A 16,329-nucleotide genomic window follows, 5' to 3' on the forward strand; every position below is an offset into this window, starting at 1 on the left:
GCAGTTCAGTCCGGCACGAACTTCGTGTTGAAGATGGCGACGTCCGACGCATCCTCGAACGTCGCCACCTGCCCCATCTTCCCGTCGCTCAGCCTGCAGGCCGAGAACAGGCTGTAGCGGCCCTTGAAGTAGAACTCGTCCATCACGATCAGTGCGTACGGGTACGGCACGAAGACCTGGTGCTCGAAGACGATGCGGTGCACGTTCCTCGGCGACGGGAAGAGCTTGTACTCGATGGTGTCGATCGACTTGGCGGTGGCCATGGCGTGCGTGTCCTTCGTTTCGATCAGGCAGGGTCGCGCACGTCGGCCACGGGGTTGTTGCCGAAGTCTTCGCGCGCCAGGTACTTGAGTACCTTGGCCGCCGCAGTGGCGGGACTGTCGAGCCGGCCGTCCTCTTTCATGCTCACGAAGCGCGTGCGGTCCGGGAACTTCTCGGCCGACGCACTGCGCAGCTGCACCTGCATGTCGGTGTCGATCACGCCGGGCGCAAGCGAGACGATGCGCGCGCCGTTCGGTGCATTCGCTTCCTCGAGCGCCACGGCGCGCGAAAAATGATCCATGCCGGCCTTGGCCGCGCAGTAGGGCGCCTGGCTGCCCATGGCGTTGCGGCCCAGGCCCGACGAGATGTTCAGCACCTTGCGTGCGCCGCGCCATTCGCGGGTCGCGCCGAGGAAGGCTGCCGTCAGCAGCATCGGCGCTTCGAGGCCGATGCGCAGGGCCAGCGAGAGCTCGGCCTCCACCGCGCTCGACAGCGGCGCGGGGTTGCCGACGGTGCCGGCGTTGTTGATGAGCGTGACGCTGTCGAAGCGTTGCGCGTCGATGGTCTTGAGCCATGCCGACACGCGGGCCGATGCGGCCACGGGGTCGGACAGGTCCTGCTCCCATTGCACGAGTTCGGCGCCGGCGGCCTTGGCTACTTCGGCAAGCGCCGGATCCTGCTTGCGCGAGATGCCCAGCACCGTGTGGCCGGCCTGCAGCAGCTGTTCGGCCATGGCACGGCCCAGGCCACGCGAGGCGCCGGTGATGAGGGTGAGGTGGGAAGCGGTCATCGGGAAGCTCTTTCTTGAACGAAGGCGGGGAGGTTAAGCGGTATCGAGAGGCCTTGGTGCTCAGCCGGTACGGAACTGCTTGCGCAGGAAGTTGCGGTGGCGGGCGATGTGCTGCAGCTGCGCAGGAGCGATGGTGCCGTCGAGGTCGACCTCGTCTGCGCCGTTGAGTACTGCATTGGCATTGGCCATGGCACGCGCGACGACTTCTTCCTCGCTCACGCCGAGCTGCGCTGCGAGGTCGAGCGCCACGCGTCGCATCGCGCGTTGCGAGAGCATCCACATCGCGCCGAAGCGGTCCCACGCGAGCGCGGCCTCTTCGGACTTCTCGCGGTCGGCAAGAATTTCGCTGAGCGGCTTGGCCAGTATTTCGTTGAGCGCATCGAGCTTCTCGTTCAACGCCTCGTTGCGTTCGATGGCCTCCTGCAGCGTCGGGCCGCTGTCCTCGGCCTTCGTCTTCGGCGCCTCTGACGGTGGGATGAAAGCGGCTTCCGCGTTCGCGGGCACCACCTGGAGCTGGTCTTTGAGGGTCATGTGTTTTCCGTTTCCGCCGAGGCGTTCTTCCTGTTCGACATCGCGGTCGCGCGCAGGCCCGGCAGGTCGAGCACGCGCAGCCCACCGTACTCCACGCGGATCAGGCCCTGCGCCGAAAGGCCGTTCAGTGCCTCGTTCACGCGCTGGCGCGAGAGGCCGACCAGGTAGGCCAGCTCCTGCTGCGTGATGCGCAGCACCTCGCCTACGCCCGGGTACAGCACCGGGTTGAACAGCGACACCAGGTTGCGCGCCACGCGCGCGTCGGGGTTGTTGAGCCGGTCGATCTCCAGCGCCGCGATGAACTGGCCCAGCCGTTCATTCAGCTGGTTCATCACGAAGCGGTTGAAGCCGATGGAGTGGTCGAGCAGCCAGTGGAAGCTTTCGATCGGCAGCCCCGCCACCAGGCTGCGCCGCAGCGCCTGGATGTTGTAGCGGTAGGGCTCGCGCTTCATCACCGTGCCTTCGCCGAACCAGCCGCCTGGCGGCACACCGGTGTAGGTGACCGAGCCGCCGTCGGCGTTGTCGTTGCTCATCTTGAGCAGCCCCTCGACCACGCCGAACCAGTAGGTCGGCGAGCGGCCGACGCGGCACACCAGGTCGCCGGGCTCGGCCTCGCCCACCACCAGCGCGGCTTCGGCGCGGCGGCGCTCGGCGGGCGTGAGCGTGGGCAGCCAGGGGATGCCTTCGAGCTCCGCGGCATTGGCGGGACGCACGCGATCCTTGATCGAACCGCCGAGCACGTTGTGGTTGAGATTGCCGTGAGGCATCGGGAAACTCCGGGGAGTAGTGTCCCTAGGATTGTCGTTGGAACGACAACCGGGCGTCAAAGTGAGACCTACGATCCGCCCACTGTGCAAACAACCGCCCCCACCTTCCCCCGTCTGCTGCTCGCGCATGCCGACGCCCAACCCGAGGCGCCCGCCGTGCGCGAGAAGGATCTCGGCATCTGGCAAACCTGGACCTGGAACGCCGTGGCGCAGGAAGTGCGCGAAATGGCCTGCGGTCTCGCGAGCCTCGGCTTCAAGCCCTTCGACAACCTGGCCATCGTCGGCGCCAACCGGCCGCACCTGTACATGGCGGTGGTCGCGGCGCAAAGCCTGCGCGGCGTGCCGGTGCCGCTGTATCAGGATGCGGTGGCAAGCGAGATGGTCTTCATGCTGCAGGACGCGGCCATCGACTTCGTGATCGTCGAAGACCAGGAGCAGGTCGACAAACTGCTCGAATGCCGCGAGCTCCAGAAAGACCAGCAGCACGGCATCCGCCACATCATCTACGACGACCCCAAGGGCCTGCGTCACTACGACCAGCCGGGCCTGATGAGCTACGAGCAACTGCGCGCGCTGGGCCGCGAGTTCGACAAGGCCAACGTCGGCTACTACGACCGCGCGGTGGCCAGCGGAGAGGCTACGGATGTCGGCGTGATCCTCTACACCTCGGGCACCACCGGCCGCCCCAAGGGCGTATGCCAGACGCATGCGAGCTTCATCGCTGCCGGCCGCGGCGGCGTGCAGACCGACAAGCTCGGCCCCGGCGACAACATCATGAGCTACCTGCCGATGGCGTGGGTGGGCGACCACCTGTTCTCGGTGGCGCAATGGCTGGTGGGCGGCTTCACGCTCAACTGCCCCGAGTCGGCCGAGACGGTGATGAACGACATGCGCGAGATCGGCCCGAGCTACTACTTCGGCCCGCCGCGCACCTTCGAAGGGCTGCTCACGGCCGTGTCGATCCGCATGGAAGACGCGGCCGCGCCCAAGCGCTGGCTCTATGCGAAGTTCATGGCGCTGGCGCGGCGCGTGGGCGCGGACATCCTGAACGGAGCGCCCGTGGGCACCGGCGACCGCCTGATGTACGGCCTGGGCAACCTGCTGATCTACGGACCGCTGCGCAACGTGCTTGGCATGAGCCGCATCCGCGTGGCCTACACCGCTGGCGCTGCCATCGGGCCCGACCTGTTCCGCTTCTACCGCTCCATCGGCGTCAACCTCAAGCAGTTCTACGGCCAGACCGAGACCTGCGCGTATGTGTGCCTGCAGCAGGACGGCAAGGTCAAGCTGCAGACCGTGGGCACGGCCGCGCCGGGCATCGAGCTGAAGATCGCGGAAGACGGCGAGGTGCTGGTGCGTGGCGTATCGGTGCTCAAGGAGTACTACAAGCGCCCCGACGCCACGGCCGAAGTGCTGGATGCAAACGGCTACTTCCACACCGGCGACGCGGGCGTGCTCGACAGCGAAGGGCACCTGCGCATCATCGACCGCGCCAAGGACGTGGGCCGTCTCGTGAGCGGCGCGATCTTTGCGCCCAACTACATCGAGAACAAGCTCAAGTTCTTCCCGCAGATCAAGGAAGCCGTGTGCTTCGGCAACGCGCGAGACGAAGTGTGCGCGGCCATCAACATCGACTACGAAGCCGTCGGCAACTGGGCCGAGCGCCGCGGTCTCGCCTACGGCGGCTACGTCGACCTGGCCGGCAAGCCCGACGTGCTGGCGCTGGTGGCCGATTGCATCGCCAAGGTCAACGCCGACCTCGCGAGCGAAGACGGCATGGGCGAGACGCAGATTGCGCGCTTCCTGGTGCTGCACAAGGAGCTCGACCCCGACGACGACGAACTGACCCGCACGCGCAAGGTGCGCCGCGGCTTCATCGCCGAGAAATACGCGGTGCTGGTGGCCGCGCTCTATGGCGGCAAGACCGAGCAGTACATCGAGACCCAGGTCAAGTTCGAGGACGGACGCACGGGGGTTGTCAGCGCCACGCTGAAAGTCGTCGAAGCGAAGACGTTTCCCATCGTGAAGGCGGCGGCATGAGCACCCGGAAGACAGGCGAGGTCATCCTCGACGTGCAGAACATCTCCTTGAGCTTCGGCGGCGTGAAGGCGCTGACCGACATCAGCTTCAACGTGCGCGAGCACGAGGTGCGCGCAATCATCGGCCCGAATGGCGCGGGCAAGAGCTCGATGCTGAACTGCATCAACGGCGTGTACTGGCCGCAGCAGGGCTCCATCACCTTCCGCGGCCAGACCTTCAAGCACATGAACTCGCGCCAGGTGGCCGAGATGGGCGTGGCGCGCACCTTCCAGAACCTGGCCCTGTTCAAGGGCATGAGCGTGCTCGACAACATCATGACGGGGCGCAACCTCAAGATGAAGAGCGGCCTGCTCGCACAAGCCCTGCGCTGGGGCCCCGCCGAGCGCGAGGAACTGCGGCACCGCGAATTCGTCGAGCACATCATCGACTTCCTCGAAATCCAGGCACACCGCAAGACACCGGTGGGCCGCCTGCCCTACGGCCTGCAGAAGCGCGTCGACCTGGGCCGCGCGCTCGCAATGGAGCCGCAGGTGCTGCTGCTCGACGAGCCGATGGCCGGCATGAACGTGGAAGAGAAGCAGGACATGAGCCGCTTCATCCTCGACGTGAACGACGAGTTCGGCGCAACCATCGTGCTGATCGAGCACGACATGGGCGTGGTGATGGACATCTCCGACCGGGTGGTGGTGCTGGATTACGGCAAGAAGATCGGCGACGGCACGCCGGATGAAGTGCGCAACAACGAAGACGTGATCCGCGCCTACCTCGGCGTCGAGCACTGATCACGAAAGAACACGATGGGCTTTTTTCTTGAAACCCTCTTCGGCGGCCTCATGGTCGGCATGCTCTATTCGCTGATCGCCATCGGCTTCGTGCTGATCTACAAGGCCTCGGGCGTCTTCAACTTCGCGCAGGGCGCGATGGTGCTCTTCGCTGCGCTGGCCATGGCGCGCTTCTCCGAGTGGTTCCCGCTGTGGTTCGGCTTCCAGAGCCAGATCCTCGCGAACATCCTGGCCTTCATTGCCGCGATGGCGGTGATGGTGGTGGTGGCCTGGCTGATCGAGCGGCTCGCGCTCAGCAAGCTGGTGAACCAGGAAGGCATCACGCTGCTGATGGCCACGCTGGGCATCGCCTACTTTCTCGACGGCGTGGGCCAGACGATCTTCGGCAACGACATCTACAAGATCGACGTGGGCATGCCCAAGGAACCGCTGATGGTGCTCGAAGGCACCTTCCAGGGCGGGCTGCTGCTGAGCCAGGAAGACCTGATCGCCGCGCTGGTGGCGGCCGGCCTCGTGGTGGTGCTGGCCATCTTCTTCCAGAAGACGGCTACGGGCCGCGCGCTGCGCGCTGTGGCCGACGACCACCAGGCCGCGCAGTCCATCGGCATTCCGCTCAAGCGCATCTGGGTGATCGTGTGGTCGGTGGCCGGCTTCTCGGCGCTGGTGGCCGGGATCATCTGGGGATCGAAGCTCGGCGTGCAGTTCTCGCTCTCGCTGGTGGCGCTGAAGGCGTTGCCGGTGGTGATCCTCGGCGGGCTCACCTCGATTCCGGGCGCCATCATCGGCGGCCTGCTGATCGGCGTGGGCGAGAAGCTGTCTGAAATCTATCTCGGCCCCATGCTCGGTGGCGGCATCGAGATCTGGTTTGCCTATGTGTTGGCGTTGGTCTTCCTGCTCGTTCGGCCTCAAGGCCTGTTCGGCGAAAAAATCATCGATCGGGTCTGAGCAATGTTCTACAGAGAAAACGGTCAGTTCAAGTCGAGCTACAGGGCCGACCAGCAGATCTTTCCGATTGCGCAGGATCGCATCGCGATGCTGGTGCTGTTGCTCGTGGCCTTCGTCGTGGTGCCGCTGGGTGTGTCCGACTACTGGATGCGCGCGATCCTCACGCCTTTCCTGATTCTTTCGCTCGCGGCGCTGGGCCTCAACATCCTGGTTGGCTATTGCGGCCAGATCTCGCTGGGCACGGGTGCCTTCATGGCGGTGGGCGCGTACGCGGCCTACAACTTCCAGGTGCGCATCGACGGCATGCCGCTGATCGCATCGCTGCTGCTGGGCGGCCTGTGCGCGACGGTGATCGGCGTGCTGTTCGGCATACCGAGCCTGCGCATCAAGGGGCTGTACCTTGCTGTGGCCACGCTGGCGGCGCAGTTCTTCACCGACTGGGCCTTCCTGCGCATCCAGTGGTTCACCAACAATTCTTCGTCGGGCTCGGTGAGCGTGGCGGGGCTCAACGTGTTCGGCGTGCCGATCGAATCGCCGGTGCAGAAGTATCTGTTCTGCCTGCTCTTCGTGGTGGTGTTCGCGCTGCTGGCAAAGAACCTGGTGCGCAGCGCCATCGGCCGCGAGTGGATGGCAATGCGCGACATGGACGTGGCAGCCGCGGTGATCGGCATTCGCCCGGTGTACGCCAAGCTCACTGCCTTTGCGGTGAGCAGCTTCATCGTCGGCGTGGCCGGCGCGCTGTGGGGCTTCGTGCACCTGGGTGCGTGGGAGCCGGCGGCGTTCAGCATCGACCGCTCGTTCCAGCTGCTGTTCATGGTGATCATCGGCGGGCTCGGCTCGATCATGGGCAGCTTCTTCGGCGCCGCGTTCATCGTGCTGCTGCCGCTGTTTCTGAACCAGCTGCCGGGGTGGCTGGGCTTCTCGATTTCGACCGCGCTGGCCTCGCACCTGGAGACCATGATCTTCGGCGCGCTGATCGTGTTCTTCCTGATCGTCGAGCCGCACGGTCTTGCGCGGCTGTGGTCCACGGCCAAAGAGAAGCTGCGGCTCTGGCCCTTCCCTCACTGATTGATGAGTTAGTTCCCGTTCGTAAAAAACCCGGCACCGAGGTGCCCACAAAGGAGACAGGCATGAAACTGAAATCGCTCGCTCTGACCGCCGCCCTGGTGGCCAGCACCCTCGGCGCCCTGCTCGCGCCATCGCTCGCCAATGCGCAGGCCAAGGAGCAGTTCTTCCCGCTGCTGGTGTACCGCACGGGCCCCTATGCACCCAACGGCACGCCCTGGGCCAACGGCAAGCAGGACTACATCAAGCTGGTCAACGCGACCGGCGGCATCAACGGCGTGAAGATCACATACGAAGAATGCGAGACCGGCTACGCCACCGACAAGGGCGTGGAATGCTACGAGCGCCTGAAGGGCCGCCCGGGCGTTGCGCTGTTCGACCCGCAAGCCACCGGCATCACCTTCGCGCTGACCGACAAGGTGCCGACCGACAAGATCCCGCTGATCACGCTGGGCTACGGCCTGGCCGCCTCGCAGGACGGTGGTGTCTTCAAGTGGAACTTTCCGCTGATGGGCTCCTACTGGACCGCGGCCGACATCCTGATCCAGCACATCGGCAAAGCCGAAGGCGGCATGGACAAGCTCAAGGGCAAGAAGATCGCCCTCGTGTACCACGACTCGCCGTTCGGCAAGGAACCCATTCCGCTGCTGCAGGAGCGCGCCAAGCAGAACGGCTTCGAACTGTCGCTGATCCCGGTGACCGCGCCCGGCGTGGAGCAGAAGTCGGCCTGGCTGCAGGTGCGCCAGCAGCGCCCTGATTTCGTGCTGCTGTGGGGCTGGGGCGTGATGAACTCCACCGCGCTGAAAGAGGCCGTGGCCACGGGCTACCCGCGCGAGAAGATGTACGGCGTGTGGTGGGCCGGTGCCGAGCCTGACGTGAAGGACGTGGGCGCCAATGCCAAGGGCTACCACGCGCTGGCGCTGAACACCTCGGGCACGCAGCCCAAGGTGATCCAGGACATCCTGAAGCAGGTGCACGACAAGGGCCAGGGCACAGGGCCGAAGGACGAAGTGGGCTCGGTGCTCTACACGCGCGGCGTGATCATCCAGATGCTGACCGTCGAGGCCGTGAAGCGCGCGCAGGAGCGCTTCGGCAAGGGCAAGGTCATGACCGGCGAGCAAGTGCGCTGGGGCATGGAGAACCTGGCACTCGACCAGAAGAAGCTCGACGCACTCGGCTTCTCGGGCGTGATGCGTCCGGTGAGCACTTCGTGCCAGGACCACATGGGCTCGACCTGGGCGCGCGTGCACACCTGGGACGGCGCGAAGTGGGGCGATATGTCCGACTGGTACCAGGCCGACGACCAGATCATCAAGCCGATGGTGAAGTCTGCTGCCGACAAGTACGCGGGCGAGAAGAAGCTGACGCGCCGCGAGGCAGCGGATTGCCAGTCCTGATGCACTGAGCGTGCCGTGGCGGCTCGCGAGAGCCGCCATTCGCAAGAACAGCACTGCGCTGCACGCGCTGTTCTTGCGAATGCTTCGGACCACACCATGAGCGAACCCAACATCCTTCTCAATGTCAACGGCATCGAGGTCATCTACAACCACGTGATCCTCGTGCTCAAGGGCGTGTCGCTCACGGTGCCCGACGGCGGCATCGTGGCGCTGCTCGGCGGCAACGGCGCGGGCAAGACGACCACGCTGCGCGCGGTGAGCAACCTGCTCGCGGGTGAGCGCGGCGCTGTCACCAAAGGCACCATCGAGCTGCGCGGGGATCGCATCGAGGCGCTTTCGCCCGCCGAGTTGGTGAAGCGCGGGCTGATCCAGGTGATGGAGGGCCGCCACTGTTTCGCCCACCTGACCATCGAAGAGAACCTGATGACCGGCGCCTACACGCGCACCGATGGCAAGGCGGCGGTGCAGCAGACGCTGGAGAAGGTCTACGCATATTTCCCGCGCCTGAAGACGCGGCGTACTTCGCAGGCGGCCTACACATCGGGTGGCGAGCAGCAGATGTGCGCCATCGGCCGCGCGCTGATGGCCAACCCGAGCATGGTGCTGCTCGACGAACCTTCTATGGGCCTGGCGCCGCAGATCGTGGAAGAGGTGTTCGAGATCGTGAAAGACCTCAACACCAAGGAGCGCGTGACCTTCCTGCTGGCCGAGCAGAACACCAACATGGCGCTGCGCTACGCCGACTACGGCTACATCCTGGAGAACGGGCGCATCGTGATGGATGGCGAGGCCAAGAGCCTGCGCGAGAACGAGGACGTGAAGGAGTTCTACCTTGGCGTTGGCGGTGCGGATCGCAAGAGCTTTCGCGATGTGAAGAGCTACAAGCGGCGCAAGAGGTGGCTGGCTTGATGTATTCATGTGTCGCTGCTCGGGGTGCGATCACGCCGACAGGGGACATTCTCGGAGGGGAGCACCCGGTGCCATTCGCACGCACCCCGAACGAACGCCAGCGTGGCGAAAAACCGAACTGAAAGACAAAGGGTACGGACATGACCGACCACTACGACAAGCTCGAGATCCGCGACCCGGCCGAACGCGAACGCGACCTGCTGGCCGCGCTGCCAAAACAGATCACACAGGCCCAGACAGCAGCACCCGCATTCGCAAAGATCCTCTCCAGCGTGAAGCCCGCAGACATCACGACACGCGAGGCGTTGGCGAAACTACCGGTCACGCGCAAATCGGAATTGCTCGACCTGCAGAAGGCACGCCGCACCGACGACCCCTTCGGCGGCTTCTCGACCATCGTGCGCGGCCCGCGCATGCCGCGCGTGTTCGCGAGCCCCGGCACCATCTACGAGCCTGAGGGCGAAGCGCGCGACTACTGGCGCACCGCTCGGGCATTGCATGCGGCGGGCTTTCGCAGCGGCGAGCTCATTCACAACAGCTTCAGCTATCACATGACGCCCGCCGGCTCGATCATGGAAAGCGGCGCACGTGCCATGGGCTGCACCGTGTTTGCGGGCGGCACCGGGCAGACCGAGCAGCAACTCGAAGCCATGGTCGACCTGAAGCCCGAAGGCTATGCGGGCACGCCTAGCTTCCTGAAGATATTGCTGGAGAAGGCCGAGGAGAAAGGGCAGAAGCTGCCTTCGCTCACCAAGGCGCTCGTCTCCGGCGAAGCCTTTCCACCCAGCCTGCACGACTGGATTGCCGCGCACGGCGTGAAAGGCACGCAGTGCTATGCCACTGCCGACCTGGGCCTGATCGCCTACGAGACCAGCGCGCGCGAAGGGCTGGTGATCGACGAAGGCGTGCTGGTCGAGATCGTGCGGCCCGGCACCGGCGACCCGGTGCCCGATGGTGAGGTCGGCGAGATCGTCGTCACCACCTTCAACCCCGACTACCCGCTGGTGCGCTTCGGCACCGGCGACCTCTCTGCCGTGCTCGCGGGCACCTGCCCCACCGGCCGCACCAACAAGCGCATCAAGGGCTGGCTCGGCCGCGCCGACCAGACCACCAAGGTGCGCGGCATGTTCGTGCATCCCTCGCAGGTGGCCGAGATCGCGCGGCGCTTTCCCGAAGTGCAGCGCGCGCGGCTCATCGTGTCCGGCGAGATGGGCGACGACAAGATGACGCTGCAGCTCGAATGCGCGGGGGCGGTGCCCGAAGGGCTCGAGGCCCGCGTGAGCGCGGTGATCCGCGAAGTGACCAAGCTGCGTGGCGAGGTCGTCGTCGTGGGTGCGGGCGGTCTGCCCAACGACGGCAAGGTGATCGAGGACGCGCGCAGCTACAAGTAGCCAGTCAGTAACGGCGGTACAGCCAGCGCGTGGCGGCACGCATCAACACCACCACGAGCACCGAATAGACCAGCACGAGCGCCAGGGCGAAGCCGATGAGTCCGCCCGCGTTGTCGAAGCTGTGCGACCAGGTCGCCAGCATCACCCAGGCCAATGCGATGGCGATGCAGCTGACCTGCACCAGCACGAAGGCCAGCACCGCGGCCGCCACGGCCCTGAAAGGCCGCACCCGCGCGAGCCCGGCATTGGCGCCCAGCCAGCCGCCCCAGAACGCGAGCGCGAAGGCCACCAATGGCGGCAGCATCCAGGCGATCAGCAGTTCGAGCCCATCCATGCCGCGCGCGACGGATGTCCAGCGGCTCACGACCACGCCGCTCCACATCTGCAGCGATGCGAACACCGCGGCGCCCACCAGTGCCACGGCACGGCGTGGCGATGCACCGATGGCTTCATCGCCGTCCTGCTGCTGCGCATCGGAAGGCGCTGCACTGGCCGCCCTCAACGCGAACCAGGCCGAGACCCACACGCCGAGCACGAGCAAGATCAACTGCGCGACGGACTGCAGCACCGTGAACAGCGCCATCGCCGCGCTCATGGACGTCGAGCCGAAGAGATCATGCAGGCGGCCGCCCGGCATGAAGAGCAGTTGCACTTCGTAGAAGAGCGGGCTCAGTAAGTAGAAGTTGAGCACCAGCACCGCGATGTACACCGCGGCGTAGCGGATGCGAGGGTGCGGCAGCCGGGCCACGCTGCCAACGCCGCGCTTTTCGAGCGCGTTGCGCCCATGGCTCCAGGCCAGTGCCGCCGCCAGCACCCAGGCCATGCCGATGCTGAACACCATCGGTATCCACACGCCCGGCAGGGCATAGGTGCTGCGCAGCTGCTCGCCGTGGGGCGAATCGGGCCAGAGCTGGATGGCCATGTTGACCAGCACCATCGCGGCATCGATGGCCACGGTGACGAGCGCAAGATCGCGCGGCAGGCGCTGCGCGCTTGCGGGGGAAGGGGTCGTCGTCATGGGAATGCTTTTTCTCGCTTTACATGGCGCATGCGGTGGCATGCGCGGAAGAAGCAAGGGTATCGGATGACGACGCGAACCTAAGGGCTATTCGCTATAGGTCAGGCAGCAGTCAGCCTTTAAGATCGCGGCGTTTTTATTACCCCCTCCCGGAGACGACATGAAGAAACTGTTCGCCCTCGCGGCGATTGCCGCCGCAGCCGCCGGTGCTCACGCCCAGGACTTTCCCGCGGGCAAGACCGTTACGCTGGTGGTGCCTTTCGCAGCCGGCGGCCCGACCGACCGTGTCGCGCGTGACCTGGCGGAGGCCATGCAGAAGACGCTCGGCACCACGATCGTGGTGGACAACACCGCGGGCGCGGGCAGTTCCATCGGCACCGCCAAGGTGGCGCGCGCCAACCCCGACGGCTACACGCTGCTGCTGAACCACATCGGCATGTCGACGATGCCGGCGCTGTATCGCAAGCTGCCCTTCAACGTCGAGACCGACTTCGAATACCTGGGCATGGTCAACGAAGTGCCGATGACGCTGATCGGCAAGCCCGGCCTGCCCGCCAACAACTACAAGGAGCTGACGACCTGGATCGCGGCCAACAAGGGCAAGATCAACCTGGGCAACGCCGGCCTGGGCGCTGCGTCGCACCTGTGCGGCCTGCTGTTCCAGAGCGCGATCAAGGTCGAGATGACGCCCGTGCCGTACAAGGGCACGGCCCCGGCCATCGCCGACCTGCTGGGCGGCCAGATCGACCTGCTGTGCGACCAGACGACCAACACCACGTCGCAGATCGAGGCCAAGAAGGTCAAGGCCTATGCCGTGACCACCGCCAAGCGCCTGACCACCCCCGCGCTGAAAGACCTGCCGACGCTGGACGAGTCGGGCCTGAAGGGTTTCGAAGTGACGATCTGGCACGGCATGTACGCGCCCAAGGGCACGCCCGCGCCGGTGCTGAAGAAGCTCAACGAGGCCATCAAGGCCGCGATGAAGGACCCGGGTTTCATCAAGCGCGAAGAAGCGCTGGGCGCCGTGATCACGACCGACAAGCGCGTCGAGCCGGCGGAGCACAAGAAGTTCGTCTCGGCTGAAATCGCGAAGTGGGGTCCGATCATCAAGGCTGCCGGCGTGTACGCCGACTGATCGATTCACCGCAGCCACAAGCAGCCGCAAGGCCGCCTGCGCCCCCCGGGCCAGGCGGCTTTTTTCGTTATGCTGGCCGGAATTTTTCTTCCACCCTCCCGCCCCTTTCGCCCTCTCCCATGCGTTTTCGCAGCGCGGCCTTTCCGGTCTTCCTGGCCCTGCTGGCGCATGACGGCATGGCCCAGCCGCAGACGCTGCTGTGGGTCTGGGACCGGCCCCAGCTTTTTTCCGCGCTGCCAGAAGGCACGGGCGTGGCCTACCTGCATGCCACGGTGCAGCTGAGCGGCGAGCGCAGCCGCACGAGCTGGCGTCAGTGGCCGCTGCGCATCGCGCCGCGCGCCACCACCGTGGTGCCGGTGGTCCATGTTTCACTCGACAACCTCGCGCCCTCGCCCGTCAACGACGCGCAGCAGGAGGCCATTGCCGCCGCCATCGAACATGCCGCGAAGCACGGCAACCGATCGGGCTGGGTGCAGCTCGACTTCGAGGCGCGCCGCAGCCAGCGCGAGGCGTATGTCGCACTGCTGCGGCGGCTGCAGCCGGTGCGCGCCGGCGGCGTGCGGCTCTCGGCCACGGCGCTCGCCTCATGGTGCATGAGCGACGCGTGGCTGCCTCCCGGCCTGCTCGACGAGATCGTGCCGATGTACTTCCGCATGGGGGCGGAATCCGCGCGCATCCGCCAGCGGCTCGACGCGACGGGCGCGGCCACGGTGCCGGCCTGCCGCGACGCGGCGGGGCTGATGCTCGGCGAGGCATGGCCCGTGCTCGGCAGCGTGAAGCGGCGCTACGTGTTCCACGCGGGCGCATGGAAGAACGAAGACTTCGAACAACTCGGCAACAGGGATTCGCATAAATGATTCTTTCAACAGCAAACGCGATGCGCGCCGGCGCCAGGCTGCTCGCAATGGCTGCGCTGCTCGGCAGCACTCTCGCGGCTCATGCCAGCGGCGGCGGCGACCCCGAGGACCTGTTCTTCGCCACCACCCGGCCCGACCAGCCGGTGCGCGAGTTCGTCGAGCGGCCCGCGGGCTACTACACCGACTACCTCGTGCCCTACCAGGTGCTCTGGTACTGGCGCCTGCACGGCCAGCCGTTCTCTTCCGACGCCGTGCGGGCCTTCTCCGATCTGCTGGAGAAGCTGCCGCGAGAGGACAACGGCATGGCCGAAACGGACGACGCCTGGATCGAATGGCGAAAAGCGCGCGACGACGCCAATGCGAAGCTCGATCCCCAGTCGCCCCGCGACAGGCCTGCCCTGCTGGCGCCTTCGCAGCAGCAGCCGAAATGGAACGCCAACAGCCTGCAGGCGAGCCCCAACTGCTTCTACGGCGACGCTTTCCGCAATGCCACGAAGACGCTGGCCCAGCGCATGACGCGTGCCGCCGGCGACAAGGCGGCCACCCCCTACGTGCGGCATTGGCTGCAGGCGCAAGACGCGGTGTTCGACACCTGCAACAAGGAGCCCGGCACCATCCCCGAACTGCCACCCCGCGCCCCCGCCTGGCTGCAGGCCGACCATGCCTACCAGCTGGCCGCACAGCGCTTCTACGCCGACGATCTCGACGAGGCCGACACCGCGTTCACCGAGATCGCGGCCGACAAGGCCAGCCCCTGGCGCGACCTCGCGGCCTACATGCGGCTGCGCGTGCTGGCGCGGCAGAACCCGGGCGGCGAGCCGTCTTTCTCGGAACGGGACGACGCCGGCAAGGAAAGCCCCGAGGCGCTGAAGCAGCAGGCCGAACTTACCAAAGCGGTCGATGCCATCGCGCTGCCGCTGCTGAAGAACCCACGCCTCCAGGCGCTGCATCCGTCGGTGCACCGGCTGGCCGAGGCACTGCGCATCCGCTACCTCACGCCCGGCACGCGCCTGCAGCGCCTGGCCGACAGCCTGAAGACCATGGGCGCACCCGATGTCGCCGCCGCCAGGCTGCTGTTGCTGAACCACGAGTTCCGCTACTGCATGATGGCCGGTTGTTCGTACGCCGGCCCGGATCAGAAGTCGGATCTCGTGCAGTGGCTCAACACGGTGCGCGGCTTCAACGGTCCGGCGAGCGGCATCACCGCCCAGGACAAGTGGCGCGAGAAGTTCAGCTGGAGCAACTACCAGCGCACGCACGACCTCGCCTGGCTGATGGCCGCGGCAAGCCTGGTGCCCGTGAGCACCGCCACCGACGACAAGCGCGAGGCCGAACTGCAGGCCGCATTGGCGGCCGTGCCCGAAGACCACCCCGCACGCTTCGCCGCCACCCAGTTGCGCGCCCAGCGCCTGTTTGCCCAGGGCCGCTTCAAGGAGACACGCGAACTGATCGCCGATGCAGCCGATTCGCCCTTGATCGCACACAGCCTCTCGGGCCAGAACCTCGTGAAGGCGCTGCTGCTGCCCACGGCCTCGTCGGAAGAGGAATGGCGCCGCCTGGCGATCCGCCTGGTGGTTGCTCGCCGCGACCCCGAGGCGATGGAAGCCAAACCCAATGCGGTGCCGCTGGCCAGCACCTTCGACGACGACGCGACGCGCTTCCTGAACACGCGCGCGCCGCTCGCAATGTGGCTGCGGCTCGCGGCCGACCCGGCGCTCTCGCCCGCGCTGCGCGACTCCCTGCTGGAGACCGCATGGACCCGCGCCGTGCTGGCCGAGGACTACGCCAGCGCTCGCCGCGCTGCGCAGATGCGTATCGCGTCACCGTCGCAGGGGGCTACCGCCAAGGGGCCGGACATGATCGCCGGCATCCGCCGCTCGATGGCGCTGTCGGTCACTGACACCGCCGCCTGGCGTCACCTGCTGCTGGAGCGCATGGCAAGCACCACCGAGGTGCTGTTGCCGCCGCACTGGCCCGTGGCAGACGGCATCCGGCCCACGCCGCTCAAGCCCTGGCTCGAACCGGCGTACGACCGCAGCATGGCCACCGGCAGCTACAGCAAGTGGTGCCGCCCGCTCGGCGTGATGACCACCGGCCCGCAGGCCGCCACGGCTGCCGATTTCGAGATGCCCGAGTTCCTGCCGCAAGAAGAGCGCGCGCAACAGGCCGCGCTGGTCGCAAAGTTGCGCGCCATTCCGCAGGACTCGATCTACTTCACCCAGGAAAGCCTGGCGCTGATGCAGCGCAACCGCGCTGATCCGCTGGTGCCGCAGGCGCTATCGGTCGCGGTGAAGATGGCGCGCTACGCCTGCCCGGACAAGGCGGTGGGCGACTGGTCGCGCAAGGGCCTTCAGACCCTGCACGCGAAATACCCGGATTCGACCTGGGCCGCCAGCACCCAGTACTGGTACGGCGGCCGGTAGAGAAGGAGAGAGCGGCCC

15 protein-coding genes are annotated in these 16,329 nt (G+C 66.4%); 10 read left to right on the plus strand and 5 right to left on the minus strand.

The features are described from left to right. Positions 1-5: 5 nt before the first annotated feature. The 4 genes from BMW87_RS10130 to BMW87_RS10145 are packed head-to-tail and all read right to left on the minus strand — an operon-like array spanning position 6 to position 2,349. Positions 6-263: a hypothetical protein gene (locus BMW87_RS10130; protein ID WP_093059317.1), complete on the minus strand. Its 258-nt coding sequence runs from the start codon at positions 261-263 to the stop codon at positions 6-8. 23 nt (positions 264-286) lie between these two features. After that, a complete protein-coding gene (locus tag BMW87_RS10135) occupies positions 287-1,051 on the minus strand; it encodes an SDR family NAD(P)-dependent oxidoreductase (protein ID WP_093076116.1) in 765 nt (254 codons plus the stop codon). Positions 1,052-1,111: 60 nt separating this feature from the next. Further along, entirely contained in the window at positions 1,112-1,582 is a 471-nt protein-coding gene (locus BMW87_RS10140) for a hypothetical protein (protein ID WP_093076118.1), read from the minus strand. Beyond that, a complete protein-coding gene (locus BMW87_RS10145) occupies positions 1,579-2,349 on the minus strand; it encodes a Crp/Fnr family transcriptional regulator (RefSeq protein WP_093059323.1) in 771 nt (256 codons plus the stop codon). Before BMW87_RS10145 ends, BMW87_RS10140 begins: the two co-directional genes overlap by 4 nt. An 84-nt stretch (positions 2,350-2,433) precedes the next feature. Between BMW87_RS10145 and BMW87_RS10150 the strand changes: the two genes are divergently transcribed. The 7 genes from BMW87_RS10150 (at position 2,434) to BMW87_RS10180 (ending at position 10,878) form a co-directional block, all read left to right on the plus strand. Continuing rightward, complete coding sequence (locus BMW87_RS10150; RefSeq protein ID WP_093076119.1) at positions 2,434-4,389, plus strand: AMP-binding protein; 1,956 nt, start codon at positions 2,434-2,436, stop codon at positions 4,387-4,389. Then, complete coding sequence (locus tag BMW87_RS10155; protein ID WP_093076121.1) at positions 4,386-5,171, plus strand: ABC transporter ATP-binding protein; 786 nt, start codon at positions 4,386-4,388, stop codon at positions 5,169-5,171. Before BMW87_RS10150 ends, BMW87_RS10155 begins: the two co-directional genes overlap by 4 nt. A gap of 15 nt (positions 5,172-5,186) precedes the next feature. Next, a complete protein-coding gene (locus BMW87_RS10160; protein WP_093059329.1) occupies positions 5,187-6,116 on the plus strand; it encodes a branched-chain amino acid ABC transporter permease in 930 nt (309 codons plus the stop codon). Positions 6,117-6,119: 3 nt separating this feature from the next. Further along, positions 6,120-7,184, plus strand: coding sequence for a branched-chain amino acid ABC transporter permease (locus BMW87_RS10165; RefSeq protein ID WP_093059331.1), 1,065 nt, complete (start codon positions 6,120-6,122; stop codon positions 7,182-7,184). A gap of 62 nt (positions 7,185-7,246) precedes the next feature. Continuing rightward, positions 7,247-8,578 carry an ABC transporter substrate-binding protein gene (locus tag BMW87_RS10170; RefSeq protein WP_093059333.1) on the plus strand — a complete coding sequence of 444 codons (1,332 nt, stop codon included), beginning with the start codon at positions 7,247-7,249 and terminating at the stop codon, positions 8,576-8,578. 96 nt (positions 8,579-8,674) lie between these two features. Then, on the plus strand, positions 8,675-9,487 hold the full coding sequence (locus tag BMW87_RS10175) for an ABC transporter ATP-binding protein (protein WP_093059335.1): 813 nt from the start codon (positions 8,675-8,677) through the stop codon (positions 9,485-9,487). Between the two features lie 140 nt (positions 9,488-9,627). Continuing rightward, the gene (locus BMW87_RS10180; protein ID WP_093076122.1) at positions 9,628-10,878 is read left to right on the plus strand and encodes a phenylacetate--CoA ligase family protein; all 1,251 of its coding nucleotides are present in this window, start codon (positions 9,628-9,630) and stop codon (positions 10,876-10,878) included. A 4-nt stretch (positions 10,879-10,882) separates the two neighbouring features. Here the strand turns inward: BMW87_RS10180 and BMW87_RS10185 are convergent, their stop codons facing one another. Then, the gene (locus tag BMW87_RS10185; protein ID WP_093076124.1) at positions 10,883-11,896 is read right to left on the minus strand and encodes a hypothetical protein; all 1,014 of its coding nucleotides are present in this window, start codon (positions 11,894-11,896) and stop codon (positions 10,883-10,885) included. A gap of 160 nt (positions 11,897-12,056) precedes the next feature. On the opposite strand from BMW87_RS10185, the gene BMW87_RS10190 reads away from it, so the two are divergent. The 3 genes from BMW87_RS10190 (at position 12,057) to BMW87_RS10200 (ending at position 16,311) form a co-directional block, all read left to right on the plus strand. Then, positions 12,057-13,031 (plus strand): tripartite tricarboxylate transporter substrate-binding protein, encoded by a 975-nt coding sequence (locus BMW87_RS10190; RefSeq protein WP_093076125.1) that lies wholly within the window; start codon positions 12,057-12,059, stop codon positions 13,029-13,031. Between the two features lie 119 nt (positions 13,032-13,150). Then, on the plus strand, positions 13,151-13,888 hold the full coding sequence (locus BMW87_RS10195; protein ID WP_093076127.1) for a hypothetical protein: 738 nt from the start codon (positions 13,151-13,153) through the stop codon (positions 13,886-13,888). Next, positions 13,885-16,311, plus strand: coding sequence for a hypothetical protein (locus BMW87_RS10200; protein ID WP_143062573.1), 2,427 nt, complete (start codon positions 13,885-13,887; stop codon positions 16,309-16,311). The genes BMW87_RS10195 and BMW87_RS10200 overlap by 4 nt, the downstream gene beginning before the upstream one ends. The last annotated feature ends 18 nt before the right edge of the window (positions 16,312-16,329 follow it).

It is taken from the genome of Variovorax sp. OV084 (assembly GCF_900111625.1).
Lineage (GTDB): Bacteria > Pseudomonadota > Gammaproteobacteria > Burkholderiales > Burkholderiaceae_C > Variovorax.